Source organism: Paenibacillus sp. FSL P4-0184 (assembly GCF_038004625.1).
GTDB lineage: Bacteria > Bacillota > Bacilli > Paenibacillales > Paenibacillaceae > Paenibacillus_AQ.
In genome coordinates, this window is the sequence record NZ_JBBORN010000001.1 from 4,763,139 (window position 1) to 4,789,065 (window position 25,927).

The 25,927-nt window shown below is 44.9% G+C and carries 22 protein-coding genes and 1 pseudogene; all 23 read left to right on the plus strand.

Going from position 1 to position 25,927, the window contains the following annotated elements; translation table 11 throughout:
- The first annotated feature begins 57 nt into the window (after positions 1 to 57).
- The 23 genes and pseudogenes from rimP (at position 58) to sleB (ending at position 25,898) form a co-directional block, all read left to right on the plus strand.
- Positions 58 to 525: a ribosome maturation factor RimP gene (rimP, locus tag MKY52_RS21030; RefSeq protein WP_042128863.1), complete on the plus strand. Its 468-nt coding sequence runs from the start codon at positions 58 to 60 to the stop codon at positions 523 to 525.
- 26 nt (positions 526 to 551) lie between these two features.
- On the plus strand, positions 552 to 1,649 hold the full coding sequence (gene nusA, locus MKY52_RS21035) for a transcription termination factor NusA (RefSeq protein WP_042189417.1): 1,098 nt from the start codon (positions 552 to 554) through the stop codon (positions 1,647 to 1,649).
- Positions 1,650 to 1,676: 27 nt separating this feature from the next.
- Positions 1,677 to 1,985 carry an RNase P modulator RnpM gene (gene rnpM / locus MKY52_RS21040; RefSeq protein WP_042189416.1) on the plus strand — a complete coding sequence of 103 codons (309 nt, stop codon included), beginning with the start codon at positions 1,677 to 1,679 and terminating at the stop codon, positions 1,983 to 1,985.
- Positions 1,978 to 2,299 (plus strand): annotated as a pseudogene (locus MKY52_RS21045) (YlxQ family RNA-binding protein); the annotation flags it as partial. The gene rnpM and the pseudogene MKY52_RS21045, both read left to right, overlap by 8 nt.
- Entirely contained in the window at positions 2,294 to 4,939 is a 2,646-nt protein-coding gene (infB, locus tag MKY52_RS21050; RefSeq protein ID WP_042189415.1) for a translation initiation factor IF-2, read from the plus strand. The pseudogene MKY52_RS21045 and the gene infB, both read left to right, overlap by 6 nt.
- Positions 4,940 to 4,957: 18 nt before the next feature.
- Positions 4,958 to 5,305: a 30S ribosome-binding factor RbfA gene (gene rbfA / locus MKY52_RS21055; protein WP_042128856.1), complete on the plus strand. Its 348-nt coding sequence runs from the start codon at positions 4,958 to 4,960 to the stop codon at positions 5,303 to 5,305.
- A gap of 70 nt (positions 5,306 to 5,375) precedes the next feature.
- On the plus strand, positions 5,376 to 6,353 hold the full coding sequence (locus tag MKY52_RS21060; protein ID WP_341053189.1) for a DHH family phosphoesterase: 978 nt from the start codon (positions 5,376 to 5,378) through the stop codon (positions 6,351 to 6,353).
- Positions 6,350 to 7,264: a tRNA pseudouridine(55) synthase TruB gene (truB, locus tag MKY52_RS21065; protein WP_149646128.1), complete on the plus strand. Its 915-nt coding sequence runs from the start codon at positions 6,350 to 6,352 to the stop codon at positions 7,262 to 7,264. The genes MKY52_RS21060 and truB overlap by 4 nt, the downstream gene beginning before the upstream one ends.
- Positions 7,265 to 7,301: 37 nt before the next feature.
- Positions 7,302 to 8,249 carry a bifunctional riboflavin kinase/FAD synthetase gene (locus MKY52_RS21070; RefSeq protein ID WP_341053190.1) on the plus strand — a complete coding sequence of 316 codons (948 nt, stop codon included), beginning with the start codon at positions 7,302 to 7,304 and terminating at the stop codon, positions 8,247 to 8,249.
- Positions 8,250 to 8,397: 148 nt separating this feature from the next.
- Positions 8,398 to 8,667, plus strand: coding sequence for a 30S ribosomal protein S15 (rpsO, locus tag MKY52_RS21075; protein WP_036656390.1), 270 nt, complete (start codon positions 8,398 to 8,400; stop codon positions 8,665 to 8,667).
- Between the two features lie 391 nt (positions 8,668 to 9,058).
- Positions 9,059 to 11,161 carry a polyribonucleotide nucleotidyltransferase gene (gene pnp, locus MKY52_RS21080; protein WP_341053191.1) on the plus strand — a complete coding sequence of 701 codons (2,103 nt, stop codon included), beginning with the start codon at positions 9,059 to 9,061 and terminating at the stop codon, positions 11,159 to 11,161.
- Between the two features lie 247 nt (positions 11,162 to 11,408).
- The gene (locus MKY52_RS21085; protein WP_076285434.1) at positions 11,409 to 12,392 is read left to right on the plus strand and encodes a polysaccharide deacetylase family protein; all 984 of its coding nucleotides are present in this window, start codon (positions 11,409 to 11,411) and stop codon (positions 12,390 to 12,392) included.
- 76 nt (positions 12,393 to 12,468) lie between these two features.
- Positions 12,469 to 13,737 carry a M16 family metallopeptidase gene (locus MKY52_RS21090; protein ID WP_042189409.1) on the plus strand — a complete coding sequence of 423 codons (1,269 nt, stop codon included), beginning with the start codon at positions 12,469 to 12,471 and terminating at the stop codon, positions 13,735 to 13,737.
- Positions 13,712 to 14,158 (plus strand): dUTP diphosphatase, encoded by a 447-nt coding sequence (gene dut / locus MKY52_RS21095; RefSeq protein WP_197071224.1) that lies wholly within the window; start codon positions 13,712 to 13,714, stop codon positions 14,156 to 14,158. Before MKY52_RS21090 ends, dut begins: the two co-directional genes overlap by 26 nt.
- A 195-nt stretch (positions 14,159 to 14,353) precedes the next feature.
- Complete coding sequence (gene dpsA / locus MKY52_RS21100; RefSeq protein WP_042189407.1) at positions 14,354 to 15,250, plus strand: dipicolinate synthase subunit DpsA; 897 nt, start codon at positions 14,354 to 14,356, stop codon at positions 15,248 to 15,250.
- A gap of 1 nt (position 15,251) precedes the next feature.
- On the plus strand, positions 15,252 to 15,848 hold the full coding sequence (locus MKY52_RS21105; protein ID WP_042189406.1) for a dipicolinate synthase subunit B: 597 nt from the start codon (positions 15,252 to 15,254) through the stop codon (positions 15,846 to 15,848).
- 355 nt (positions 15,849 to 16,203) lie between these two features.
- Positions 16,204 to 17,427, plus strand: coding sequence for an aspartate kinase (gene dapG, locus MKY52_RS21110; protein WP_340970891.1), 1,224 nt, complete (start codon positions 16,204 to 16,206; stop codon positions 17,425 to 17,427).
- Positions 17,428 to 17,440: 13 nt separating this feature from the next.
- Positions 17,441 to 18,316 carry a 4-hydroxy-tetrahydrodipicolinate synthase gene (gene dapA, locus MKY52_RS21115; protein WP_341053193.1) on the plus strand — a complete coding sequence of 292 codons (876 nt, stop codon included), beginning with the start codon at positions 17,441 to 17,443 and terminating at the stop codon, positions 18,314 to 18,316.
- Positions 18,317 to 18,826: 510 nt separating this feature from the next.
- On the plus strand, positions 18,827 to 20,506 hold the full coding sequence (locus tag MKY52_RS21120; protein ID WP_042189403.1) for a ribonuclease J: 1,680 nt from the start codon (positions 18,827 to 18,829) through the stop codon (positions 20,504 to 20,506).
- A 215-nt stretch (positions 20,507 to 20,721) separates the two neighbouring features.
- The gene (locus tag MKY52_RS21125) at positions 20,722 to 21,501 is read left to right on the plus strand and encodes a ClpP family protease (RefSeq protein WP_179281594.1); all 780 of its coding nucleotides are present in this window, start codon (positions 20,722 to 20,724) and stop codon (positions 21,499 to 21,501) included.
- Positions 21,498 to 21,710, plus strand: a complete 213-nt coding sequence (locus tag MKY52_RS21130; protein WP_042128829.1) for a YlzJ-like family protein — start codon at positions 21,498 to 21,500, stop codon at positions 21,708 to 21,710. Before MKY52_RS21125 ends, MKY52_RS21130 begins: the two co-directional genes overlap by 4 nt.
- A gap of 78 nt (positions 21,711 to 21,788) precedes the next feature.
- Positions 21,789 to 24,449 carry an FtsK/SpoIIIE family DNA translocase gene (locus MKY52_RS21135; protein ID WP_341053194.1) on the plus strand — a complete coding sequence of 887 codons (2,661 nt, stop codon included), beginning with the start codon at positions 21,789 to 21,791 and terminating at the stop codon, positions 24,447 to 24,449.
- A 576-nt stretch (positions 24,450 to 25,025) separates the two neighbouring features.
- A complete protein-coding gene (gene sleB, locus MKY52_RS21140) occupies positions 25,026 to 25,898 on the plus strand; it encodes a spore cortex-lytic enzyme (protein ID WP_341053197.1) in 873 nt (290 codons plus the stop codon).
- Positions 25,899 to 25,927: the final 29 nt, after the last annotated feature.

A 25,927-nucleotide genomic window follows, 5' to 3' on the forward strand; every position in this document is an offset into this window, starting at 1 on the left:
ACCCACTCTTTATCTTTGGTATATAGCAAAAGACAAGTTCGTGGAGGTAATTTTCTTTTGAGCACACCCAAATCTAAAATTAAACAAACGGTAGAGCAGATGCTCGGGCCCTATCTCGACGACAATGGTTTCGAACTGGTGGACGTTGAATACGTGAAGGAAGGCTCCAATTGGTTTCTGCGTATATTCGTAGATAAAGAAGGCGGCATTGATATTGATGACTGCGGAAGCATTAGCGAATATTTCAGTCAGCAGTTGGATGAGAATGATCCTATCCCTGAGGCATATTTCCTTGAGGTTTCCTCACCGGGAGCAGAGCGTCCTCTCAAAAAAGCTGCGGATGTAGCTAAAGCGGTAGGTAAGGACGTGTATGTGACTGTTTATGAGCCGATTCAAGGACTCAAAGAATTTGAAGGTCGTTTGCTCTCGTTCGAGAACGAGGAACTGCTCATCTCCGCGGGCAAAAAAGAACATGTAGTACCGTATGCCAAAGTCGCAAGCGCGAGATTGGCCATTATTTTTTAACGTCTTGAAAGGGGGGCCGGAAATTCATGAGTATGGAGTTTATTGAAGCAATGAATGAGCTGGAAAGGGAGAGAGGCATCAGTAAAGATGTGCTGTTCGAAGCGATCGAAGCGGCGCTGATCTCTAGTTATAAACGTAATTTCAATGCAGCACAGAACGTGCGTGTTGACATGAACCGCAACACAGGTGTCATTAAAGTGTTTGCCCGCAAGCTAATTGTTGAAGAGGTCCTGGATACAAGGACTGAAATCTCATTGCCGGCAGCCAGAGAAATTAACCCGCATTTCCAGCTTGAAGACATTGCTGAGCTTGAAGTAACACCACGTGATTTCGGGCGTATTGCTGCACAGACTGCAAAGCAGGTTGTAACACAACGGATTCGCGAAGCAGAGCGTGGACTCATCTATAATGCCTTTATTGACAAAGAAGATGATATTGTAACAGGACTTGTACAACGTCAAGATATGCGGAACATCTACATTGATCTTGGTAAAATCGAAGCGGTGTTGCCGCTTAGTGAATTGATGCCAGGTGAGAAGTTTAAACAAAGCGAGCGTATCAAGGCTTATATCACTAAAGTTGAGAACACCACTAAAGGACCGCAAATTATGCTGTCCCGCAGTCATCCCGGATTGCTGAAGCGTCTGTTCGAACTAGAAGTTCCGGAAATTTTTGATGGTGTAGTTGAAATTCGTTCCGTAGCTCGTGAAGCTGGCTTCCGTTCGAAGATTGCTGTGTATTCCCGCAATCCGGAAGTGGATCCAGTTGGTTCTTGCGTAGGCCCAAGAGGAACACGCGTTCAAACCATCGTTACTGAGCTTCGTGGCGAGAAGATCGATATCGTCCGTTACTCTGATCTGGTGCAGGAGTATGTCGCTAATGCACTCAGCCCTTCTAAGGTGCTTGAAGTTCAAGTCTTTGAAGCAGAGAAAATGGCACGGGTGATCGTTCCTGATTATCAATTATCACTGGCAATCGGTATTAAAGGGCAAAATGCACGTCTTGCCGCTAAGCTTACCGGCTGGAAAATTGATATCAAGAGTGAAAGTCAAGCGGAGCAGGAATACGGTAGACCGAGAACTTCTATTGATGAAATGCATCAGGATTCCGTCTCTATTGATTAATTAACCTGCTTGACGGGAGGCGTATGTATGAAACAAAGAAAGGTGCCGCTGCGCAAATGCGTTGCTACCCAGGAGATGATGCCGAAGAAAGAGCTGATTCGAGTGGTTAGAACGCCCGAGGGCGAAGTACTGATTGATCTGACAGGTAAGAAGTCAGGCCGTGGTGCTTACATATGCGGCAAGCTTGAATGCTTTAAGCTGGCACAGAAGAATAAAGCACTTGACCGCGCTTTGAAATGTCAAGTGAGTCCTGAAATCTATGACCAGCTTGCCCGGGAGTTTACTTCCGTGGAAGAGCAGTTTCTAGCAGCAAAGGATAGTGAGGATAATGAGTAAGGCGCTTTCTTATTTAGGGCTTGCCATGAGAGCAGGCAAGATAGTCACCGGCGATGAGGCTGTACTCAAAGCTGTACGGTCTTCAGAGGCGAAGCTGGTCGTTCTGGCAGGTGACGCTTCAGATAATACCCAAAAAAAGTTCCGTGATAAATGCGGAACCTACGATATTCCACTAGTAATCGCATTTCACCGAGACAGCCTCGGTGCAAGTATTGGTAAAGACCAGCGTGTAGTACTGGCCATTACGGATAAAGGATTCGCGGAAATGATCTCCAAGCAACTCGGAGATACTGTCGGAGGTGGATTTATTGACTAAAGAAGAGAACAAAGATAAATTGCGCGTGTACGAATACGCCAAGTCACTAAACATGAGCAGTAAAGAAATTATTACAATTCTGAAGCGTTTGAATGTCCCTGTGAATAATCATATGAGTGTCATGGAGAACGGTTCCGTGAACAAAGTAGAGCAATTCTTCAAGGATATCAAGTCGAACGCTGCAGCCAAACGGGATACCAGCTCCAGCAGCCGTCCGGTGACAACCGGTGCGGTAACTGCCGAACCCCAAAGTGCTCAGAATGCCAACAAAAATCAACAGGAAAAGCAGGTAGGTATGAACAGTAACCAAAACAACAACCAATCGACGACGTCCCCAAGGCCCCAAAGCGGACAAGATTCCCGCAGAACAACAACAGGTTCAACGCAGAACGCACGTCCGCAACAAAGCGGAGCTCCACGTACTAACAGTACTAGCGGAAGCCGTCCGCAAGGAAGTAGCACAGGCGGCAATCGTCCACAAGGTAGCAACACTGGTGGCAGCCGTCCGCAAGGAAGTAATACTGGCAGCCGTCCACAAGGTAGCAGTACCGGTGGCAGCCGTCCGCAAGGTAGCAGCACTGGTGGAAGCCGTCCACAAGGAAGTAATACCGGTGGTAGCCGTCCACAAGGAAGCAATACTGGCAGCCGTCCGCAAGGACAAAGCAGTGCACCTCGCACTGACAGCCGCCCACAAGGTCAATCTGGCACTGGCGGTGGCTTCACACGCGGTGACGACAGAGGTCCTAAGAAGAACACAACTGGTGGTAGACCAAATACGAACAATAGACGGTTTGATGATGGCAAAGGCGGTAACTACCGCGGTCGTGGTGGTAAGAATGGCCGCGGCAAGAATCAGCCAATGGTTCACCGTGAGAAGATCGATAACACACCTAAGAAGATTATCGTTCGTGGTAGCATGACTGTTGGTGAAACAGCAAAATTGCTTCACAAAGACGCTTCTGAAGTAATTAAGAAGCTGATCTCTATGGGTGTTATGGCAACCATCAACCAAGAGCTGGATATCGACACCATCCTGCTACTCGCTGCTGAATTCGGCGTAGAAGTAGAAGTGAAGATTCCTGTTGATGAGGATAGCTTTGAAACTGTGGAAGAGAATGATGCTGAAGAAGAACTTCAGTCACGTCCTCCAGTAGTTACGATCATGGGTCACGTTGACCACGGTAAAACTACTTTGCTGGATGCCATTCGTTCGACGAGTGTATCTCTTGGCGAAGCAGGCGGAATCACACAGCATATCGGTGCTTATCAAGTTGAAATCAACCAGAAGAAAATCACGTTCCTAGATACACCTGGTCACGAAGCATTTACTGCTATGCGTGCTCGTGGTGCACAGGTAACAGATATGACTATTATCGTAGTTGCTGCTGATGACGGTGTTATGCCTCAGACCGTTGAAGCTATTGCACACGCTAAGGCTGCTGGACTTCCGATTATTGTCGCTGTTAATAAAATCGACAAGCCGGGTGCAGATCCTGACAAAGTGAAGCAAGAGCTTACAAGCTATGAACTGGTTCCTGAAGAGTGGGGCGGAGATACCATCTTCGTTAACCTTTCTGCAAAACAACGTATTAACTTGGAAGAACTGCTGGAAATGATTCTGCTCGTTGCTGAAGTAAATGAGTACAAAGCGAACCCTGACAAACGGGCACGTGGTACGGTTATAGAAGCTGAGCTTGATAAGAATCGTGGACCAGTTGCACGTGTTCTGGTACAGAACGGTACATTGAAAGTCGGCGATGCTTTCGTAGCAGGTAACTGCTTCGGACGTGTACGTGCGATGGTTAATGATAAAGGACGTAAGATCAAGGAAGCTGGACCTTCCACTCCAGTAGAAATTACTGGTTTGACTGAGGTACCACAAGCTGGCGATCCGTTTATGGCTTTCGAAGACGAGCGTAAAGCCCGTGCGATTGCTGATAGACGTTCCACATCCCAACGTCAATCTGAGCTGAATACGAACACCCGTGTAACATTGGATGATTTGTTCCAGCACATTAAAGACGGCGAAATCAAAGACCTTAACGTTATCATTAAAGCTGACGTACAAGGTTCAGTCGAGGCACTTAAAGGTTCCCTGGCTAAGATCGAAGTGGAAGGCGTCCGCGTGAAGATCATTCACAGCGGTGCTGGTGCCATTACGGAATCCGATATTACACTTGCAGCAGCATCTAATGCTATTGTTATTGGCTTTAACGTTCGTCCGGACGCTCAGACCAAGGCAGCTGCTGAACAAGAAAAAGTAGATGTTCGTCTCCATAACATCATCTACAATGTAATCGAGGAAATCGAAAGTGCAATGAAGGGTATGCTTGATCCTATCTATAAAGAGAACGTTATCGGTCACGCTGAAGTACGTAGCGTCTTCAAAATCAGTAAAGTGGGTACCATTGCAGGTTGTATGGTAATTGATGGTAAAATTACCCGTAATGCTGAAATGCGCTTGATCCGTAGCGGAATCGTTGTATTTACAGGTAAAGTTGATACCTTGAAACGCTTTAAAGATGATGCCAAAGAAGTGGCGCAAGGTTATGAATGCGGCATAACTTTGGAACGCTATAATGACGTCCAAGAGGGCGACATTATCGAAGCGTTTCTTATGGAAACTGTAGAGCGCTAAGCGAAGAGGTGAATATTGATGTCTAAAATTAGAGCAGGACGAGTGGGCGAGCAGATCAAGAAAGAGCTTAGTCAACTTATCCAAAGCGGACTGAAAGATCCTCGAATCGGTTTTGTAACTGTAACTGGCGTAGACGTGACTAACGATCTGTCGCAAGCGAAAGTATACCTAAGCGTGTTCGGGGATGAAGAGCAGAAGTCAGGCTCCCTTAAAGCGATTGAGAAAGCTAATGGTTTTCTTCGCTCCGAGCTTGGCAAGGCGATTCGCCTTCGGCATACACCGGAACTGATCTTCAAGATCGATGAATCTGTCGCTTATGGCAGTCACATTGAGAAACTTCTTGGAGAGCTTCATAAGAACGATTAGAAATAGGTACTAAAAGGAGTTCAAAATAGCTTAAGGCTATTTTGAACAACCTTTATAAAGGAGACGGCGAATGCAGAGCTATGAACAAAGTCTCCAGCAGACCCGTGAGTTTCTGCTGGAACACGACGATTACCTTGTAGTGTCGCATGTTCAGCCGGACGGAGATGCAGTCAGCTCCACCCTAGCGGTGGGCTGGCTTCTCTCATGTCTGGGCAAAAAATACACTATGCTGAATGAAGGACCGATACCGAAGCGGATGGAATATTTATGGCATTCGGATGAAATCATCAATATGGCCTCTAGTGAGCCGCCCCGTCAATACAGCAATGTGATCTGTGTGGATTGTGCTGATTTTCAGCGAGTAGGATTGACTCATCGCTATTTTGCGAAGGATGCACTAATCCTGAACATTGACCATCATCCCACTAACAACGGTTATGGACTTGTGAATTTAATCAAACCGGATGCTGCTGCGACTGCGGAAATTTTGTTCGATCTGCTGAAGACGTTCGAGATTGAATGGGACATTGATATCGCCACAGCTTTATACACAGGTATTTTGACAGATACTGGTGGATTTCGATATACCAACACATCACCAAAAGTAATGGCAGCCGTATCTGAACTGCTTTCTTATGGCGTTAACGGTCCTGAACTGGCTGAGACATTACTTGAAGAAATGACATTGCCACAGATTAAAATTTTAAATAAAGCGTTAAATACTCTTCAATTATCACCCGAAGGGGATATTGCCTGGCTCTATGTTACACCGGAGGATATGATTGAATGTGCTGCTGCTAATGAAGATTTAGAAGGTCTCGTGAACTACCCTCGCAATATTCGAGGTGTGGAAGTAGGGATTCTGTTCAAAGTCATTCATGAACATGCGGTTAAAGTTAGTTTACGTTCTGCGGGTAAGGTGGACGTGGCTGATCTAGCGCAAACGTTTGGAGGTGGCGGTCATACCCGTGCTGCAGGTGCGCGTATAGAAGCTACACTCGAAACGGCAATAGCGCAGGTGCTTGAGGAGGTAAGACGTCATTTATGAGTGAATTAGAAGGTGTACTGGCGGTTTACAAGCCAGCTGGGTTCACTTCACATGATGTTGTGGCCAAGGCACGTCGAATTCTCGGCATGAAACGGATCGGACATACGGGAACGCTTGACCCACAGGTAACAGGTGTGCTACCACTTTGTCTGGGACGTGCTACTCGTGTAGTGGAGTATATTCAGGAGTTGCCCAAAGAATATGTGGCAACACTGAGACTAGGGATGTCCAGTGATACTGAGGACTTAACTGGGACTATTATAGAAACTGTAGATGAGGTGCATGTAACTGAAGAAGAGATTCTATCAGTGCTTGCTTCATTTAAAGGGGTTATTTCTCAGGTTCCACCGATGTATTCTGCGGTTAAAGTTGACGGCAAACGTCTTTATGAGTTAGCAAGAGAAGGTAAAACCGTTGAACGTAAAAGCCGTGAAGTAGAGATTTATGAAATTGAAATGACGGATATGACTTGGGAAGGCAATCATCCCGATATCACATTCCGGGTGCTTTGCTCTAAGGGGACGTACATTCGTACGCTCTGTGTCGATATCGGACGAGCACTTGGACTGCCGGGTGTGATGGTGAAACTAGAGAGAACGATGTCGGCAGGGATTTCTGCCAGTCATTGTCTTACGCTAGAGGATATTGCGATTCACAAAGAAGCCGGAACATTGGAAGATCATTTAATCGCTGCAGACGAAGCCATTTCTCATATGCCAAAGCACACTGTAATGGATGAGAAAAAGAAGGCAGCTTTGCAGGGGCAGCGTTTGTCCTCACGATTTATCGCTCCAGAGGTGAAGACAAACAGTCAATTTCGGCTATACGATCTTCAAGGTGGATTTCTTGGCATTTATGAATTGGAAGATACAGGTGCAATTGCTCCAGTGAAGGTATTTGCACAAGCTTAAATCAATTTTACCAAGTGAATTGTAGGTGAGAAACAGCGTGAGAACCGTAACGTTAACCTATCCGATGTCTCCAGAGACTGCTGCAGAGTGGGCTCAGCCTCAAGTGGCTGCTCTAGGGCAGTTTGACGGATTGCATCGTGGACATGCTAGCGTCATTACATCCGCTGTGGCCCTAGCCCGTAAACAAGGTGTGCCGGCCGCAGTCCTTACATTTCATCCCCATCCTAAAGATGTTATGGGTAAGGGTGATTATGAAGGGTATTTGACGCCACCCGTAGAAAAGCAGGAGATTCTTGCTAGTTTGGGTGTCGATATCTTATATGTTATTGAATTTAACGAGCAGCTTTCCCGTGTAAGTCCACAGAATTTTGTCTCTGTTATGCTTTTGCCGCTACATATTGTAACTGCAGTTGTCGGCTTTGACTTTCGTTTTGGTTATCAAGGTGAAGGCGATGTTGAAATGCTTCGCAAGCTGGGTGAAGGTGTTATGAATGTAGAGGTTGCTCCCCCTTTTCTGTTAGATGGTGAGAAGGTCAGCAGCTCCGGCATTCGTAAAAGTCTCCAAAACAGGGATTTAGAGCTGGCAAACTCCTGGTTCGGACGTAGCTACTATCTGCGCGGTGAAGTGGGTCATGGTGAGAAGAGAGGTCGCACCATTGGTTTTCCAACGGCGAATTTGAAGCTCAGTGCTCATTTTGTTATTCCGACTAAAGGTGTATATGCGGTCAGAGTCTTTTATAAGGATAAAGTTTTGTACGGGGTCATGAATGTGGGCGTTAAACCTACCTTTCATGAGGGTGTATTGACGCCAAGCTTTGAGGTCCATCTGTTTGACTTCGAAGGTGATTTGTATGATCAAGAGCTCAAGGTAGAGTTAGTATCTTACATTCGTCCTGAACGAAAATTCGAATCCATTGGTGCATTGATTACTCAAATCGGTGAGGATGCAGAAACCGCGAAGAAGATTTTGGGGTATAATCTATAGTCATCCCGGACAAGCCGTTTACTTTTGTTAATGGAGATGCTATACTAATAAACGTTGCTGGCTTACAGCACCATAACCTTAGCTTGGTTGCACGTTCTCACCGACGGTGACGAGGCTAATGGCGATTATATTGAAGGAGGTGAACAGGATGGCATTAACTCAAGAACGTAAACATCAATTGATCGACGAGCACAAAACTCACGAATCCGATACTGGATCCCCTGAGGTGCAAGTTGCTATCCTAACGGAGAACATCGTTAATTTGACTGACCACTTGCGTACGCACAAGAAAGATCATCACTCCCGTCGCGGATTGTTGAAAATGGTTGGACAACGTCGTAAACTTCTGGCGTATTTGAAAAACAAAGACATCAGACGTTACAGCGCCCTGATCGAAAGACTGGGATTGCGTCGTTAATTTTCCATAAGATAACCCTTAAAGCAGCCTGGTTGTATACCGTATGTCCTTCTCGGAGCGACAGCGGGACAGCTGGGTTGCTTTTTGAAAATTTAGGGAAAACTTATAGCAAGACTGATGAGATTATTCGTAAAAACGGCCACTTTACATCATCTGTAAGACTTAGCCGTTTCTTCTTATATGCATACAGAACAGGCTACATACCTTAAATTATAAGAAAGTATAAGTTTCATGCTATACTTTATCCTTATAATTCTCGCATAAACGCTACCGTCCTTATAAGGACGCCGAAGGCGTTTTTAGCTTGGGGACAAGCCTTTCCGATTCATTAGATCGATATGTGAACCTGCAATATTTGACTGCGGGTCTACTACTATTCAAGGAGGTATTTATGGAAAAACGTGTAGAAATGCAGCTAGGCGGAAGACGCCTTGTGCTGGAAACGGGCCGACTAGCTAAACAAGCAAACGCAGCCGTTATGGTGCGTTATGGGGATACTTCGGTATTATGTACCGTTACGGCTTCGAAAGAGCCGAAGGACCTGGATTTTTTCCCGCTTACAGTTAACTATGAGGAAAGATTATATGCGGTAGGTAAAATTCCGGGCGGATTTATTAAACGGGAAGGTAGACCGAGTGAGAAAGCGATTCTGTCCAGCCGTTTGACTGACCGTCCAATCAGACCACTGTTCCCTGAAGGTTTCCGTAACGATGTTCAGGTATTGAACATGGTAATGAGTGTGGATCAGGACTGCGCACCAGATATTGCTGCTATGATCGGTACTTCAGCTGCACTTAGTATTTCCGATGTGCCTTTTGATGGACCCATCGGCGGCGTTGCTGTAGGTCGGATTAATGGAGAATTTGTGATCAATCCGGATATGGCTCAGCAAGCGATCAGTGATATTTATGTAGTGGTTGCTGGAACGAAGGAAGCAATCATGATGGTTGAAGCAGAAGCGAACGAAGTGACGGAAGATGTGATGCTCGAAGCGATTATGTTCGGTCATGATGAAATCCGTAAGATCGTTGCAACCATTGAAGAACTGGTCAAAGTGGCTGGTAAAGAAAAAATGGCTGTGAAGCTGCATGCAGTGAATGCTGACGTGAATACTGAGGTCCGTGCATTTGCTGAGGCTCGTCTGGTGGAAGCCGTTAAAATTGCTGAAAAACATGCTCGTCAGGAAGCGATTGATGTCGTTAATGATGAAGCGGTTGCGTATTTCGTAGAGAAGTACATAGAAGCACCGGAGCTTCTGAAAGATGTTAAAGAAGTCCTACATGATATCGTGAAGGATGAAGTGAGACGTCTAATCACGCATGATAAGGTTCGTCCAGATGGACGTAAACTTGATGAAATCCGTCCGATTGAATGTGATACAAGTCTGTTGCCGCGTACACACGGTTCCGGTCTGTTCACACGTGGACAAACACAAATCCTTAGCGTTTGTACCCTTGGAGCTCTAGGTGATGTACAAATCCTCGATGGAATCGATCCTACTGAAACGAAACGTTTCATGCACCATTACAACTTCCCTCCGTTCAGCGTAGGGGAAGCTCGTCCGCTTAGAGCACCAGGACGTCGTGAAATCGGTCACGGAGCACTTGGAGAACGTGCATTATCCAAGGTAATTCCTAGTGAAACTGAATTCCCGTACACGATTCGTCTAGTATCAGAAGCGATTGAATCTAATGGTTCTACTTCTCAGGCAAGTATCTGTGCCAGCATTCTGGCTATGATGGACGCTGGTGTGCCAATCAAAGCACCAGTAGCCGGAGTAGCAATGGGTCTGATCAAAGACGGAGATCATGTCTCCATCCTGACGGATATTCAAGGTATGGAAGATCATCTCGGAGATATGGACTTCAAGGTAGCTGGTACAGCAGAAGGTGTTACAGCTATTCAAATGGACATTAAGATTGCCGGTATCGACCGCAACATTCTTCAAGATGCACTTCAGCAGGCTAAAGACGGCCGTTTGTTCATCTTGGACAAAATGAATGAAGCGATCTCTGCACCAAGACCTAATCTGTCCAAATATGCTCCAAAAATCATTATTATCAACATCAATCCGGACAAAATCCGTGATGTTATCGGTGCTGGTGGTAAGATTATCAATAAAATTATTGAAGAAACCGGCGTGAAAATCGACATCGAACAAGATGGCCGTGTCTTTATCGGTTCTTCAGATGAAGAAATGATCCAAAAGGCTCGTTCGATTATCGAAGGTCTTGTGCGTGAAGTACAAGTCGGAGAAATCTATGTGGGTACAGTTAGACGTATTGAGAAATTTGGTGCATTTGTTGAACTTATTCCGGGCAAAGACGGATTGGTACACATTTCCCAATTGTCTACTGAGCGTGTAGCTAAGGTAGAAGATGTTGTTGCTATTGGTGACACCATTACCGTTAAAGTTACCGAGATCGATCCACAAGGCCGGGTTAACCTGTCTCGTAAAGCAGTGTTGACTTCGGAAACTGGAGCTAAAGCGTAAGATTGATCTTAGTAATAACTTTTACTAAAGGGATCTAATTTCATTATTAAAAGAGACAGAAGCGATTTGCGTTCTGGCTCTTTTTTTATATGAACGAAGCTGGAAAACTGTAGCAAACATTCCTATCTATTAGTCTTGAATCTGTTCATGACATAAAATCCTCCCTTGTCTCATAGATTGGGACAAAGTGTCTTTGTAATCGTGTGGAACGAACCTGAAATTCGTTTCTACCGGGGAGGAAGTCGTCATGAAGACGGAAAAAGTGGCATTAGTGGTTGCTTGTGTAGCAATCGTGATAGGAATTGGTAGCACACAGGGACCAGTCAAAGACATGCTTGCGCAATTGAAGCCGCAGGATGATCTCGCGGTGTGGATGGATATCCCTAAGGCGGCGAACAACGATCTTCGTCTGAGGATTGAGACCGCCGCGGCCAAACTAAATGCACCTCCAGTGGATGCAGTGGTTGACCGGGTGTGGAAAGCCATTCCGGGCTATAACGGACTTGAGATTGATGTAGAGAGTACCTATCGGAATGCTCTTTTGGCACCAAAAGAGCCCATAAAGTTAGTGTATCGGCAGATCGAACCAAAAGTATCGTTAAATGAACTGGGAGCAGAACCTATATATCGAGGAAATCCGGCGAAGCCGATGGTATCACTGATGATTAATGTGGCTTGGGGGAATCAGTATATCGTGCCAATGCTGGATATTTTGGATGAAGAGAACGTGAAAGTTACGTTTTTTCTGGATGGAAGCTGGCTGAGTAAGAATCCAGAGCTTGCTACGGAAATGTTAAAGCGTGGTCATGAGATGGAGAATCACGCCTATACCCACCCCAATATGAGTACTTTAAGTCGAGCGCGGGCTACCGTTGAGATTGAGAAGACGCAAAAGCTGCTAAAGGAATCGCTTGGAGTCACTAATAAATGGTTCGCGCCTCCATCTGGTGATTTCGATCAAGAGACAGTAGAAATCGCTAGCAGCTTGGGCTTAAAGACTGTACTCTGGACTGTAGATACGGTGGATTGGCGCAATCCTTCTCCTGAATCTATAGTTGCCAAAATCACAAGCAAAGCTGAACCCGGCACACTTGTTCTAATGCATCCTACTGCCTCATCCTCCAAGGCGCTGAAGGCCATGATACGCGGGATAAAGGCAAAAGGGTTACAGCTAGGAACAGTTAGCCAAACGCTGTCAGCGGAGCGTCTAATCCCCTCTGATGTTGAGTGAGTGATCTATTTCTGGTAGGATTATAGGCACGTGTATTAATTTAGATAGAACATGGCTATTGCCAGGAGGACATGAAGTGGAAAAAATAGTATTATCCAATGGATTACGAGTAGTGATGGAAAAAATTCCGACCGGCCGGTCCGTTTCATTTGGAATATGGGTGAAGACAGGTTCGCGGAATGAACACCCTGGAAACAACGGGATATCCCATTTTGTAGAGCATATGCTTTTTAAAGGTACGGACCGATATAGTGCTAAGGATATTGCCGAGCAGTTCGATGCTATTGGCGGCAATGTAAATGCGTTTACCTCTAAGGAATATACTTGCTATTATGCAAAAGTACTGGATGAGCATCTGCCTATCGCAGTAGATGTGCTAGCAGATATGTTTTTCCGTTCACGTATGGATGCTGAAGAGCTGGAGAAAGAAAAGAACGTCATCCTTGAGGAAATTTCTATGTGCGAAGATACACCAGACGATCTTGTGCATGATTTGATGTGTGCTGCTGCTTACAAGGATCATCCGCTTGCGTATTCTATCCTTGGCTTAAAGGAACGGCTGATGGAGATGAAGCCGGATGATCTTCGTGCCTACATGAAGGAGCAGTATACGATTGAGAATACGGTAATTAGTGTAGCTGGGAACATCAGCGATGGATTGATTGAGCTGCTGGAGCAGCATTTTGGTTCTTTTGCTAATCATGGCACATCTGCGCCGTTGACTCCACCGGATTATTATGGGGACTTGTTGTTTCACCGCAAAAAAACAGAACAGAATCATATCTGTCTTTCCCTACCAGGGGTCCGCTCTGGCGACCCATTGCAATATGCTATGGTGCTTATTAATAATGCCATTGGCGGCGGTATGAGCTCACGGATGTTCCAAGAGATTCGCGAAAAACGTGGCCTAGCCTATTCTGTATATTCATACCACAGTTCTCAAGCGGATTCTGGTTTGTTCACGGTCTATGCTGGAACAGCACCGAAGCAAACTAAGGATGTAACGGAGCTAATTAAGGAAATGATGTACGAACTTGCTACTGAGGGTCTTAGTGAAGATGAACTGAGAAAAGGCAAGGAGCAGCTTAAAGGTAGCCTTATTCTTAGCCTGGAAAGTACTAGTAGCCGGATGAATCGGATTGGAAAAAATGAACTTATGCTCGGAAAACATAACACATTAGACGATATGATCGCCAAGATTCAGTTAGTAACGATGGACAATATCAACAGTGTGCTTGATAATATGTTTGCTGAGCCGCTTTCTTTAGCGATGGTAGGTTCAACAGATAAAGCTATTGCAAATGTTAGGAGAGATGATCTTGTCTTATTACGTACAAATCAATAAACTAGCTGGAAACGAGGATGTTAATCTTCCTTGTAAAATGTCAGAACAGGCTTCCGGGTATGATCTATATGCCGCAGTTGGTAGCGAAGTCGTGCTTGCACCTGGAGAACGTGCATTAATTCCAACAGGCATATCATTAGCTATGCCAGACGGATTAGAAGCTCAAATTCGTCCACGAAGTGGACTAGCCTTGAAGCATGGGATTACGTGTTTGAACACACCTGGAACGATTGATGCTGATTATCGTGGAGAGATCAAAGTGTTGTTGATCAATCTAGGGCAAGAGCCATTTGCTATCGCTCGTAATGAGCGCATTGCCCAAATGGTATTTCAAGCGGTTCCAGTGGTCACTTTGGTTGAAGTAGATGCTTTATCCGAAACAGAACGTGGAGCCGGAGGCTTTGGTCACACTGGCAAATAATATGACTTATTAAAAAGCTTGCGAATTTATGCCTAATCGGCGTGATTCGCGAGCTTTTTTTCGTTTGAATATGACAATTTATAAGTTTCACATTTAAGCCTGCATGGTAATTCTTCTCCGCTTTTCACCCATTAAGAATGCCCAGCATAAGATGCTCTATAGTCGATAGTGTATGTTGAAAGGAGCGTCATCCCTATGCTTACTGGCGTCAGGATCGTGTTCCTGGGCGGGGACGCGAGACAGCTTGAAGTGATTCGGAAATGTGTGGAATTGGATGCGACGGTAAGCGCTGCCGGGTTCGATAAATGGGAAGCCCCTTGCCCAGGGGTGAGCCTGGAACAGATGACGGTAGAGCTGCTTAGTAATGCAGATGTATTAGTGTTGCCTACGGTTGGTTGTGATGATGAAGGGAATATTAGTGCTTTATTTTCTTCTGAACGCTTGATGCTCTTGGAAGAACATTTTGCTGCTCTGCCACCCCATTGTTTGGTGTATAGCGGTATGGCTAAAAGCTACTTACGCGGCATGTGCGCCAAGCATTCGTTAAAGTTAATTGAATTGCTTAATCGTGATGATGTAGCCATCTACAACTCCATCCCAACAGCGGAAGGGGCACTGGTTATGGCCATACAGAACACGGATTTTACCATTCACAGTTCCAAATCGATGGTACTGGGCTTGGGCAGAACGGGTTTTACAATGGCAAGAAGTCTACAAGGATTGGGTGCTAGTGTCAAAGCCGGTGTTAGAAAACAGGAACATTATGCACGTGCTGAGGAAATGGGCTGGAAGCCGTTTATGACCAGTGAACTGTTGCTTCATGTGCCGGATGTTGATCTGATATTTAATACGATTCCAAGTATGATCATCACCGCACAAGTACTCTCACGTATCTCACCGCATTGCTTAATTGTCGACCTGGCTTCCGCTCCAGGTGGATGTGACTTTCGTTATGCTGAGAAAAGAGGAATTAAAGCGATGCTGGCACCTGGACTCCCTGGCATTGTAGCTCCTAAAAGCGCTGGGATTATTATGGCAAATGCGCTGGTTCAGTCGATATCGGACGAGGCTTTAATCAAGGGGGACGAATAAAATGGATTGGCACGGAAAAACAGTAGGGTATGCGATTACCGGATCTCACTGCACATTTGCGGAGGTAATGCCGCAAATTCAACGCTTCGTAGATGGAGGAGCAAACGTAGTGCCCATAGTTTCAGCATCCGTACTAGGCACCGACACCCGCTTTGGAACATCGCAAAATTGGCTAAAACAGTTGAAAGATATAACAGGTAATGATATCATTTCTACAATTGTTGAAGCGGAACCGCTGGGTCCTTCCAAGCTGCTGGATGTGCTGACGATAGCACCTTGCACTGGAAATACAACGAGTAAATTGGCAAATGCTATGACCGATAGTCCAGTGCTCATGGCTGCAAAATCGCAGATGCGCAATGGACGTCCACTTGTTCTCGCGATATCTACCAATGATGGCTTAGGTCTTAATGCCGCAAATATTGCAAAGCTTCTAGTGGCTAAACATATTTATTTTGTGCCATTCGGACAGGATAACCCTGAGGGCAAACCTAATTCGTTAGTAGCGCGTATGGATCTTATCCCAGAAGCTTGCTATGCCGCTTTGCAAGGTAAACAACTACAGCCGATGATTATTGAAAAGTTTCATTCCGTCTAGAATAGGGCGGAATCGGTGGAGCTAGTTGCGGACATAAAAAGGGGAGATGCACTAAATGAGCAATGAGAAGTTAAATGCCGCCTTGGTCGGAGTTACTTCTTAATCAATAGATACGGTCGTAAACATTCAAAGCCAAGATCTGCTAAACCCATTGCTGAGATCATTGCCACCAAAAAATATAAGCTTTACTGCTACCGTCCTCATTTCGAGGGCGGTACAACCATTTTTCAAAATAAAAGAAAATTACTTAAGAAATAAGCTTACGTACTGTAAAGGAATTTCTCATTAGAGACGAAATGAGTTCTATTTACGAACGATTAGTGTGTTTGCTTTGACAATAATGGAGGAATTATACATGGGTATTCTGGTACAAAAATTCGGAGGAACATCACTTTCAACACCACAAGCTAGAGAGCACGTCATTCGTAATGTCAAGCGGGAGCTCGCTAGCGGCTATAGTTTGGTCATTGTCGTTTCGGCAATGGGCAGACGCGGAGAACCTTATGCAACAGATACTCTGCTGGATTGGGCTGTTCAGAATGGAGATTCACTCCCAGAGCGTGAGAAGGATCTCTTGATGTGCTGTGGTGAGATTATCTCTGCTACTACACTTTGTGGCCTGCTGGAGAATGAAGGGATTGCTTCTACGGTACTAACGGGAGCTCAGGCTGGTTTTATGACAGATAGCAACTATGGCAATGCAAGAATTCTAGATGTACGTCCTGATCGTATTCTTCGTGAACTGCGTGAAGATAAAGTAGTTATAGTGACCGGGTTCCAAGGACAGACTGAAGCAGGTGATTTGACGACTTTGGGCCGTGGAGGAAGTGACACCTCTGCGACTGCACTGGGTGCTGCCCTTCATGCAGATATGGTTGATATCTATACAGATGTTAACGGGATTCTTACAGCAGATCCGCGGATCGTTGAAGATGCAAAACCGCTAACGTATGTTAGTTATACAGAAATTTGTAATATGGCTCATCAAGGAGCAAAAGTGATCCATCCACGTGCGGTTGAGATTGCTATGCAGGCACAAATTCCAGTACGCGTTCGTTCAACATTTTCTGAGACTGAAGGTACGCTGGTTACGAATCCTGAAGGATTCAACGACATTCAGTCTGGCGGCATTGTAGATCGCTTCGTAACAGGGATTGCTTATGTCAGCAACGTTACACAGATTTCTGTGGAGTGTCCAGATGGAAATGGTACGGGCGTTCAACTGCAAATTTTTAAAAGTATGGCCGACAACGGAATAAGCGTTGATTTTATTAATGTAACACCTACTGAAGCTCTTTATACTGTGTTCGATGACAAATCAGAAAAGGCCATCTCAGTTCTTCAGCAATTGGGCTTGCGTCCTAAGAGTTTATCAGGTTGTGCAAAAGTTTCCGTTATCGGGGGCGGAATTAATGGTGTGCCTGGTATTATGGCGCGTATCGTTGAGGCACTTAGCTCACAAAATATTCAGATTCTCCAATCCGCAGATTCGAATACAACGATTTGGGTGCTGGTGAAGAAAGAGGATATGGTGCAGTCCCTGCGTTCGCTGCACGCTATGTTTGAATTGCACCGCTAAGGAGGAATTCAAAGTGGATTTCGGAAGATTAATAACAGCCATGGTAACCCCCTTTGACGGGGATGGAGAAATCAACTGGGATGTAACTTCACAGCTTGTCGATTATTTAATTGAGGAACAGAAATCAGAGGCATTGGTTGTCTGTGGTACAACTGGGGAATCCCCAACGTTAAGTGATGAGGAGAAACTGCAGCTGTTTTCTTTTGTACTAGAGAAGGCGAATGGTCGCTGTAAAATTATTGCTGGAACAGGCAGTAATAACACGAAGCACTCTATTCACCTCACGAAGGAAGCGGAGAAAATAGGTGTGGATGGCGTACTTTTGGTCGTTCCTTATTACAATAAGCCTAATCAGGAAGGGCTCTATCAGCATTTTTCTGCGATTGCTACGGAGACTTCATTGCCAGTCATGCTGTATAATGTTCCCGGTCGCACGGGTGTAAGTATGAGCGTGGACACAACCCTTCGACTTGCTGAAATATCGAATATTGTTGCGACAAAGGAATGTGCATCTGTCGATCAAGTAACACTTATCGCTTCTGCGTGTTCCGATGACTTCCGTGTATTTACTGGTGATGACTCTACGGGCTTAGCTAGTCTAGCCGTAGGAGGATACGGAATTATCAGTGTAGCTAGTCATGTGGTTGGTGCACAGATGTCAGAAATGATCTATGCATTCACCTCAGGAAATGTTCAGCGAGCGGGAGAGATCCATCGGCAATTGTTCCCTATTTACAAGGGGTTGTTCGAATGTCCACAACCTTTACCGAATCCTTCAGCGGTTAAATATGCTTTAAGTCTGAAAGGTCTGCCTGTTGGAGGCGTCAGATTGCCGCTTATTTCACCTACTGAAGCTGAGGCGGCCTTTATCGAGGCACTATTTCACTAAGTGCTGAACAATGATATTCTAGTCTTTAAACCGGCTTCTCCTGTGGAGAGCCGGTTTTTATATTTATTATATTTTGCTAAAATAATGGGTCACATTTAAGGAAAGAATTTGGATACGAGATAGGGTGACTTGTCTTTTGCCAAAAAAATCATGTATAATGATCTTAAGTGACTGGGTGCGGTTAAAATTAAATATGCGGTAATCTTCCGTCAATGGTATACATTGTGAGACAGGATAGGTCCCAAGATGAGTCTGTGTAAATGATTGAAATGTCTTCGCGCGAGGGGCGCGACGGTGAATTTTGACGGCATTTGTCCGCTTCAATATGAACTTTACTGCCCGGAATCGGGAGCTTTCGCATTGCGCATTTTACAGATATCAGGAATATCCTTGTTAATTAAGGAAGCTATCAGCTGTTTGAAGAATGTGTTCAGCGCCGCTGAAATAATCGAAGTTCAATATTTACCAATAAAAGTATGACGTCCAACATCATAGGAGGGTTAGATTCATTTGTCCAAAAAAAACAACAACGATAAATTGATGATTTTCGCATTGGGCGGAGTCGGAGAAATCGGGAAAAACATGTATGTCATTCAATATGGAGCTGACATTGTAGTCGTGGATTCGGGACTAAAGTTCCCGGAAGAAGATATGCTCGGTATTGATATTGTAATTCCTGATATCTCTTATTTGACAGAGAACCGTGACAAGGTAAGAGGGATTGTACTTACCCACGGACACGAGGATCACATCGGTGGTCTCCCATATGTCCTGAAGAATTTGAATGTTCCGGTTTACGGAACAAGACTTACATTAGGCCTTGTAGAAAACAAATTGAAGGAAGCAAACTTACTGGGTGACACCAAACGAATTCTGATCAATGAAGATTCAGAAATTCAACTGGGAAGTTCGCTCAAAGTTACTTTCTTCAGAACCAATCACAGTATTCCTGATTCCGTCGGTGTATGCATAGAAACACCGGAAGGTAACGTAGTTCATACGGGAGATTTCAAATTTGACCACACTCCAGTCAACGGTCAATTTGCAAATCTGCATCGGATGGCTGAAATTGGTCAGAAGGGCGTGCTTGCTCTTTTGTCGGATAGTACAAATGCTGAGAAACCAGGCTTTACCCCATCTGAGAAAAATGTCGGTATCGTTCTGGAAGACATTTTCCGCAAAGCTGAACAACGTGTCGTTGTAGCAACTTTTGCTTCCAATGTGCACCGCATTCAACAAGTGGTTAATGCAGCAGAATCCACAGGCCGTAAGATTACAGTTATTGGCCGTAGTATGGTAAACGTTGTATCCATCGCTTCTGAGCTTGGATATCTGAACGTACCTGACGGTATGCTGATCGAGCCTGAAGAAATGAACAGAATGGCAGCGAACCGTGTCGTTGTTCTTTGCACAGGATCCCAAGGCGAGCCAATGTCCGCATTGACCCGTATGGCACGTTCCAGTCATCGTAAAGTAGATATCTTGCCAGGTGATACTGTTATTATTGCAGCAACACCGGTACCAGGTAACGAGAAATATGTAGGTCGTACCATTGATGAATTGTTCCGTCTTGGCGCTAACGTAATTTATAGCGGTTCCAATTCTGGCGTTCACGTATCCGGTCACGGTAGCCAGGAAGAGCTTAAGCTTATGCTCAACTTGATGAAACCTAAATATTTCATTCCAATTCACGGTGAATACCGTATGCAACGCAAACATGCGCTTTTGGCAGAATCGGTTGGCGTAGAGTCTCAGAACATTTTCATCACTGAAATCGGTGAGATAGTGGAAATTCAAGGCGGTGCCGCTCGTAAAGCTGGTAAAGTAACGGCTGGTAACGTATTGATTGACGGTCTGGGTGTAGGTGATGTAGGTAATATTGTATTGCGTGACCGTAAGTTGCTGTCTCAAGATGGTATTTTGGTTGTCGTGGTTACACTAAGCAAACAGAATGGTGCAATTGTCTCCGGACCTGACATCATTTCTCGTGGTTTCGTTTATGTTCGTGAGTCCGAAGGACTGCTTGACGAAGCGAACCGAATTGTTTCCAGTACACTGCAGCGCCTGATGAGTGAGAAAGTAAATGAGTGGGCATCGCTTAAAACAAGCGTAAAAGATTCACTCGGTCGATTCTTATATGAGCAAACGCGTCGTAGACCGATGATTTTGCCAATTATCATGGAAGTGTAAGGAGAATTCTCCTTAAATAAATATATAGCTTGGGCATTGGCCCCTTTTCCCCGGAAATATTGGACGGTTTCTACGGGAAAAGGGGTTTTTGTATTGTTTATATTCACATCATGAGGAGAGGTTTGCATAATGCGGGGCCCTGAAATGTCATACTAATGAAAGTTAGTAAGGCTATAGCAGACCAGAGCTGCATAAGAAAAGGGAGAGCTGCGAAAATGAACTACATGAATGGATCAAATGGAGCAAAGAATGAGGAAGTTATACCACAAGAGGGAAATCCAAGTACAAATGAAAACATGCCGCCCACTACAATGGGTGCACTTAAAGAGCTTGGACAAACAGCTGTTCCTACCGGTGAACCGGATATCTTTTGCATAACGATCATCGGTCAGATTGAAGGCCATATTGTAATGCCTCCTCAGAACAAAACGACAAAATACGAACATATCATTCCTCAGCTGGTGGCAGCTGAACAGAATAAGAATATTAAAGGTCTGCTTATTATTTTAAATACTGTTGGTGGAGATGTAGAAGCTGGTCTAGCGATTGCCGAAATGATTTCTTCGCTCTCTAAACCAACGGTAACAGTAGTCATTGGAGGAGGCCATAGTATTGGCGTTCCTATCGCTGTATCCTCTACGTATTCAATTATTGCGGAAAGTGCAACAATGACGATACATCCGATTCGTATGAATGGCTTAGTAATTGGAGTGCCACAGACGTTCGAATACATGGAAAAAATGCAGGAGCGTGTAGTAAAATTCGTTACTTCTCATTCTCGGATTTCTGAAGAACAGTTCCGTGACCTCATGTTTAAGACAGGTGAGCTCAATCGAGATATTGGAACAGCCGTTGGGGGGTTGGACGCCGTTAAATATGGTCTCATGGATGAGGTGGGCGGGATCGGAGCTGCCTTAGCGCATCTTAACCGCATGATTGGTGGAGATTTCTCTGCAGCGCCTACAGCAGCGATTTCGGGAGGGCTTACGCAATGACACTCTATACGATAATGTCGATGGAACAGGTGTGGGAGGGGGCATTTAATAATTACGCTACAACGCGAGAAGTAAGTGTTCAAGGGATGCTCATGCAGGTTGAGCCAATGGAGGAAGGACGCGCGCGCATAGTAAGATTGCTGGATTGTCCTTTGGAGCGATATTTAGATCCGTCGTTCTCTCCTGGAGCGATAATTACGTTAACATAAAGATTCATTTTTTGACAAAAGAGAACATAGGTACGCCACGCCATTATATGGTATAATGTTGTTCCGGGGGTGGCTGGCGTGGCTAAACGAAAAAAGAAAAAGAAAAAAGCGCTGCTCGGCAGCGTTTTAAAATATGAAATTTACGGAATTTTACTAATAACGATATCCGTTATTGCTCTGTCCGGTGAAGCGGCGGTAGGGCGGTCACTTTCAAGTATGGCGGGTTATTTATTAGGGAGATTTTATTTTGTGTTGCCGCTTATTGGTATTTTTTATGGGCTTATGGTTATGATCCATCGAAGATGGCCTTCTTCTTGGAACAGTCGACATACAGGCGTGCTTCTGCTTCTGCTATCCATGTGCCTTATGAGCACTATTTCTGCAATGGAGCAGAAGCTTGGCCCGTTGTCCTTGCTCCATCCTGGAAACGTGATGACACAAATACATAATGATCTTTCGGGATCTCTTTCGCCCGGTGTTAACAATAGTAATGTCTATATGCTGGGTAAGGATATAAGTGGTGGATATATTGGCGGATTGGAGTATGCTGCACTGCTGTGGCTCTTTGGTAGTCTGGGAGCTAAGCTGCTCATGATCGTTATGCTTGCCATCAGCTTTATGTTAATTACAAATCTCTCCTATGTAGAGATTATTACTCTTTTGCGAGTTCGTACGGTTAAGTTTGTGGAAGGGATTCGTCTCCATGCGGCAAACCGTCCGAAGGCAGTCCCAGTAGCAGCTAGACCTTCCAAAGCAGCCGCACCCGCAAAGACTCGGCCAGTGAAGCAGCCTGTCTATGACGAAGATGACGAAGAGGAAGAAGACGATCGATATTTACCTAATCGTAAGCAACCTGTTCTATTGAAAAAAATATCCGGTTGGTTCACAGGCTCCACCCGTTCAGAGGCGGAAGCCGATTCTGAAGATGATGATCAAGGTCCAATTGTAACAAGTGCTTCGCACGGTCCGATCATTTCTGGGCTTTCAGTAGATAGTCGTGTGACTCCACTTGAGGATATCCAACATGATTTTGATGATGCAGATATGGATATGGAACCTGTGACTCCAATTATTCGCGACTTCTTTGAGCATATCCGCTCTGAAGGGCTGAATGAGGAAGATCGGGAGGAATGGAGTGAATTCTCTCCAGCAGCTCGTGGTGTTACCGTCAAAGCTCCTGTTGCTGGGGTTAATCCAGTTAGTCAACAGCCTTCAGATGAGCCTGAGGAGAATGTGACTATTGACTTGGATGGATTGCTTAGCGCCACTCCTGATGGACAGATCATTCCTGCTCCACCGGCACCACCTCCACCAAAACCTTATAAGCTGCCATCTTTCCGACTTCTAGCCAAACCTAACAACAGCGGCAAAGCGGGAGATCAGAATGATTATATGCAGACCGCCCGTAAGCTAGAAGCTACCCTAGAGAGTTTCGGTGTAAGAGCAAAGGTTCTCGAAGTAGTTAGAGGTCCAGCGGTTACACGGTATGAGATTCAGCCGGATATCGGTGTCAAAGTTAGCCGTATTGTTAATCTGACAGATGACATTGCGCTTGCTCTTGCAGCCAAAGATATACGTATGGAGGCGCCAATTCCGGGTAAATCAGCCATTGGGATAGAGGTACCAAATTCCGAAGTGTCTATTGTGACCATGCGTGAAGTTATGGAGACACAGATCTTTCAGGAAGCTGAATCCAGATTATCGATTGCTTTTGGACGTGATATTTCGGGTCAGACGATTATTGGTAATTTAGCGAAGATGCCCCATTTATTGGTGGCTGGTGCAACGGGTTCTGGTAAATCGGTTTGTATTAACGGGATTATTACGAGTATTTTATACAAAGCTAAACCCGATGAAGTCAAATTCCTGATGGTGGACCCGAAGATGGTAGAGCTGAATGTCTATAATGGGATTCCGCATCTTCTGGCTCCAGTCGTTACTGATCCGAAGCGGGCGAGCTTAGCTTTAAAGAAGATTGTTGTGGAAATGGAGAAAAGGTATGAACTCTTCTCCAAATCAGGTACACGCAACATGGAAGGCTATAATAAGCTGATGGCTGAGAACCCAGCTGCTATACTTCCGTATATCGTTGTTATTGTGGACGAGCTTGCGGATTTGATGATGGTTGCCGCTAACGATGTAGAGGATGCTATCTGTCGGCTTGCACAGATGGCGCGTGCAGCTGGTATACATCTAATTATCGCCACTCAGCGTCCTTCCGTGGATGTCATTACAGGTTTGATTAAGGCGAATATTCCATCTCGTATCGCTTTCGGCGTATCTTCCAATGTAGACTCACGTACCATTCTGGATATGCCAGGTGCGGAGAAGCTGTTAGGTCGGGGAGACATGCTGTTCTTACCGATGGGGGCTTCTAAACCGATTCGTGTGCAGGGTGCCTTTATGAGCGATCAAGAGGTTGAGACAATCGTTCAATATGTCAGCAGTCAAGGTGAAGCAGAATATGACGAGTCCATTGTTCCAGAGGTTGATGACACAATTGCTGAAGACCAGGAGCCACAGGATGAATTATATGAGCAGGCCGTAACGATCGTGCTTGAAGCGAAGCAAGCTTCAGTCTCGCTACTACAGCGCCGGATGAGGGTTGGTTACACCCGTGCAGCCCGTTTGATTGACTCTATGGAGGCTCGTGGGGTAATAGGGCCTTACGAGGGCAGCAAGCCGCGTGAGGTGCTTGTATCACTTGAGCAGTATCAGCATAACAAGATCAGTTCTTAAGCTGAACAAGTCAGTTTAAACCTTAAATAGACAGTAAAAAGGGGCCGTCGCCAAGTAGTTTGTACTACTTGGCGACGGCCCCTTACTCATGCTGAAGAAGTGTAAATGACAATTCAAATAATGGCTTTAGTGAAGCTTCATTAAAATAATTAGGGAATTTCTCCCTGAAATTCTGTGATTATTGGTTCTCAGACTTATAATTAGGGAAAAGCTCCCTATAATTTATTAATTTTGGTAAGAAATAAAGGAATTAGCCTGATTTTTAGGGAGGAATTCCCTAAAAGTGCGAACCTGTTACTTGGACTATTATGAATTCATATCACTAAAATGTTGAAAAGTATGACGTATATCTATAATTTCAATTAATGCGTGGTTCCACAGTAAAATGTGGTCCTTTAAATTCAGGATTCATATCAACTCCATGGTTTTCTTATTTCGATTATAGTTGATAATTATTCTTAATTACAATGAAAAGCTATTTCTTCTTTTTTAGTAATGCATAGGATGCGCTGACAGTCGTCATAATAACTTTAGCCATCCATGCAGAACTTACAAAAGAAAGGTAGAGCGAACCCTATGAAGAAACAAAAGATGTGGATATTTGCTGCTTTAACTCTTGCACTTGCTGCCGCGCCGTTTGCAGGAACGTTTTTCAAGGGGAATGGCATTGGCATTGTTCAGACCAAGCAAAGTGCTGCTGCGTCATTTGTCCACGAGTTAAATAATCCTGACGAAGAAGTCTTGCCGGCTTTCAGTACAGCACCCATTAAACTTGGGTCCACGGGTCAGGATGTCTATGAATTGCAGGGGCGATTAAAGCATTTAGGTTATTATGCCGGAAAAATAGACAGTCATTTTGGGCCAAAAACGAAGAATGCAGTAACTTGGTTTCAATGGAAATTCGGAATGAAGTCTGATGGCATTGTGGGTGCCAAAACTAAGCTGAAGCTGTATAACGCCACGAAGAACTGGAAGCCTACTGAGCCTTCTACGGGCACGGGAAATAAGACAGCACAGAATAACACTGGCAATAAAACAAATACGTCCAATAAAACGAATTCGCCAGGATTGTCTTCAGGTAATTCGATGGGCTTATCGGAGAATGATCTCAAGATCATGGCTAATGCCGTGTATGGAGAAGCCAGAGGTGAGCCTTTCGAAGGTCAGGTTGCTGTTGCTGCGGTCATTTTAAACCGAGTGAAATCACCTAGTTTCCCGAATACGCCGTCTGGCGTTATTTTTCAACCGAGAGCATTTACAGCTGTGGCCGATGGTCAGATCTATTTGGAGCCGAATGAGCAAGCACGTAAGGCAGTAGAGCAAGCACTCAGTGGTTGGGACCCTTCCGGAGGATGTTTGTATTACTTCAATCCTAAAACAGCGACCTCTAAATGGATTTGGACCCGTCCTCAGGTGAAGACGATTGGTCAGCATATTTTCTGTATGTAAAAAGAAGGATAGAGAATTCAGAGAGCAAC

Excerpts from the sequence above, each read along its gene's own strand:
- nusA (WP_042189417.1), top strand. The coding sequence starts at position 552 with ATGAGTATGGAGTTTATTGAAGCAATGAATGAGCTGGAAAGGGAGAGA.
- rnpM (WP_042189416.1), top strand. The coding sequence starts at position 1,677 with ATGAAACAAAGAAAGGTGCCGCTGCGCAAATGCGTTGCTACCCAGGAG.
- rbfA (WP_042128856.1), top strand. The coding sequence starts at position 4,958 with ATGTCTAAAATTAGAGCAGGACGAGTGGGCGAGCAGATCAAGAAAGAG.
- MKY52_RS21060 (WP_341053189.1), top strand. The coding sequence starts at position 5,376 with ATGCAGAGCTATGAACAAAGTCTCCAGCAGACCCGTGAGTTTCTGCTG.
- truB (WP_149646128.1), top strand. The coding sequence starts at position 6,350 with ATGAGTGAATTAGAAGGTGTACTGGCGGTTTACAAGCCAGCTGGGTTC.
- rpsO (WP_036656390.1), top strand. The coding sequence starts at position 8,398 with ATGGCATTAACTCAAGAACGTAAACATCAATTGATCGACGAGCACAAA.
- pnp (WP_341053191.1), top strand. The coding sequence starts at position 9,059 with ATGGAAAAACGTGTAGAAATGCAGCTAGGCGGAAGACGCCTTGTGCTG.
- MKY52_RS21085 (WP_076285434.1), top strand. The coding sequence starts at position 11,409 with ATGAAGACGGAAAAAGTGGCATTAGTGGTTGCTTGTGTAGCAATCGTG.
- dpsA (WP_042189407.1), top strand. The coding sequence starts at position 14,354 with ATGCTTACTGGCGTCAGGATCGTGTTCCTGGGCGGGGACGCGAGACAG.
- MKY52_RS21105 (WP_042189406.1), top strand. The coding sequence starts at position 15,252 with ATGGATTGGCACGGAAAAACAGTAGGGTATGCGATTACCGGATCTCAC.
- dapG (WP_340970891.1), top strand. The coding sequence starts at position 16,204 with ATGGGTATTCTGGTACAAAAATTCGGAGGAACATCACTTTCAACACCA.
- MKY52_RS21125 (WP_179281594.1), top strand. The coding sequence starts at position 20,722 with ATGAACTACATGAATGGATCAAATGGAGCAAAGAATGAGGAAGTTATA.
- MKY52_RS21130 (WP_042128829.1), top strand. The coding sequence starts at position 21,498 with ATGACACTCTATACGATAATGTCGATGGAACAGGTGTGGGAGGGGGCA.
- sleB (WP_341053197.1), top strand. The coding sequence starts at position 25,026 with ATGAAGAAACAAAAGATGTGGATATTTGCTGCTTTAACTCTTGCACTT.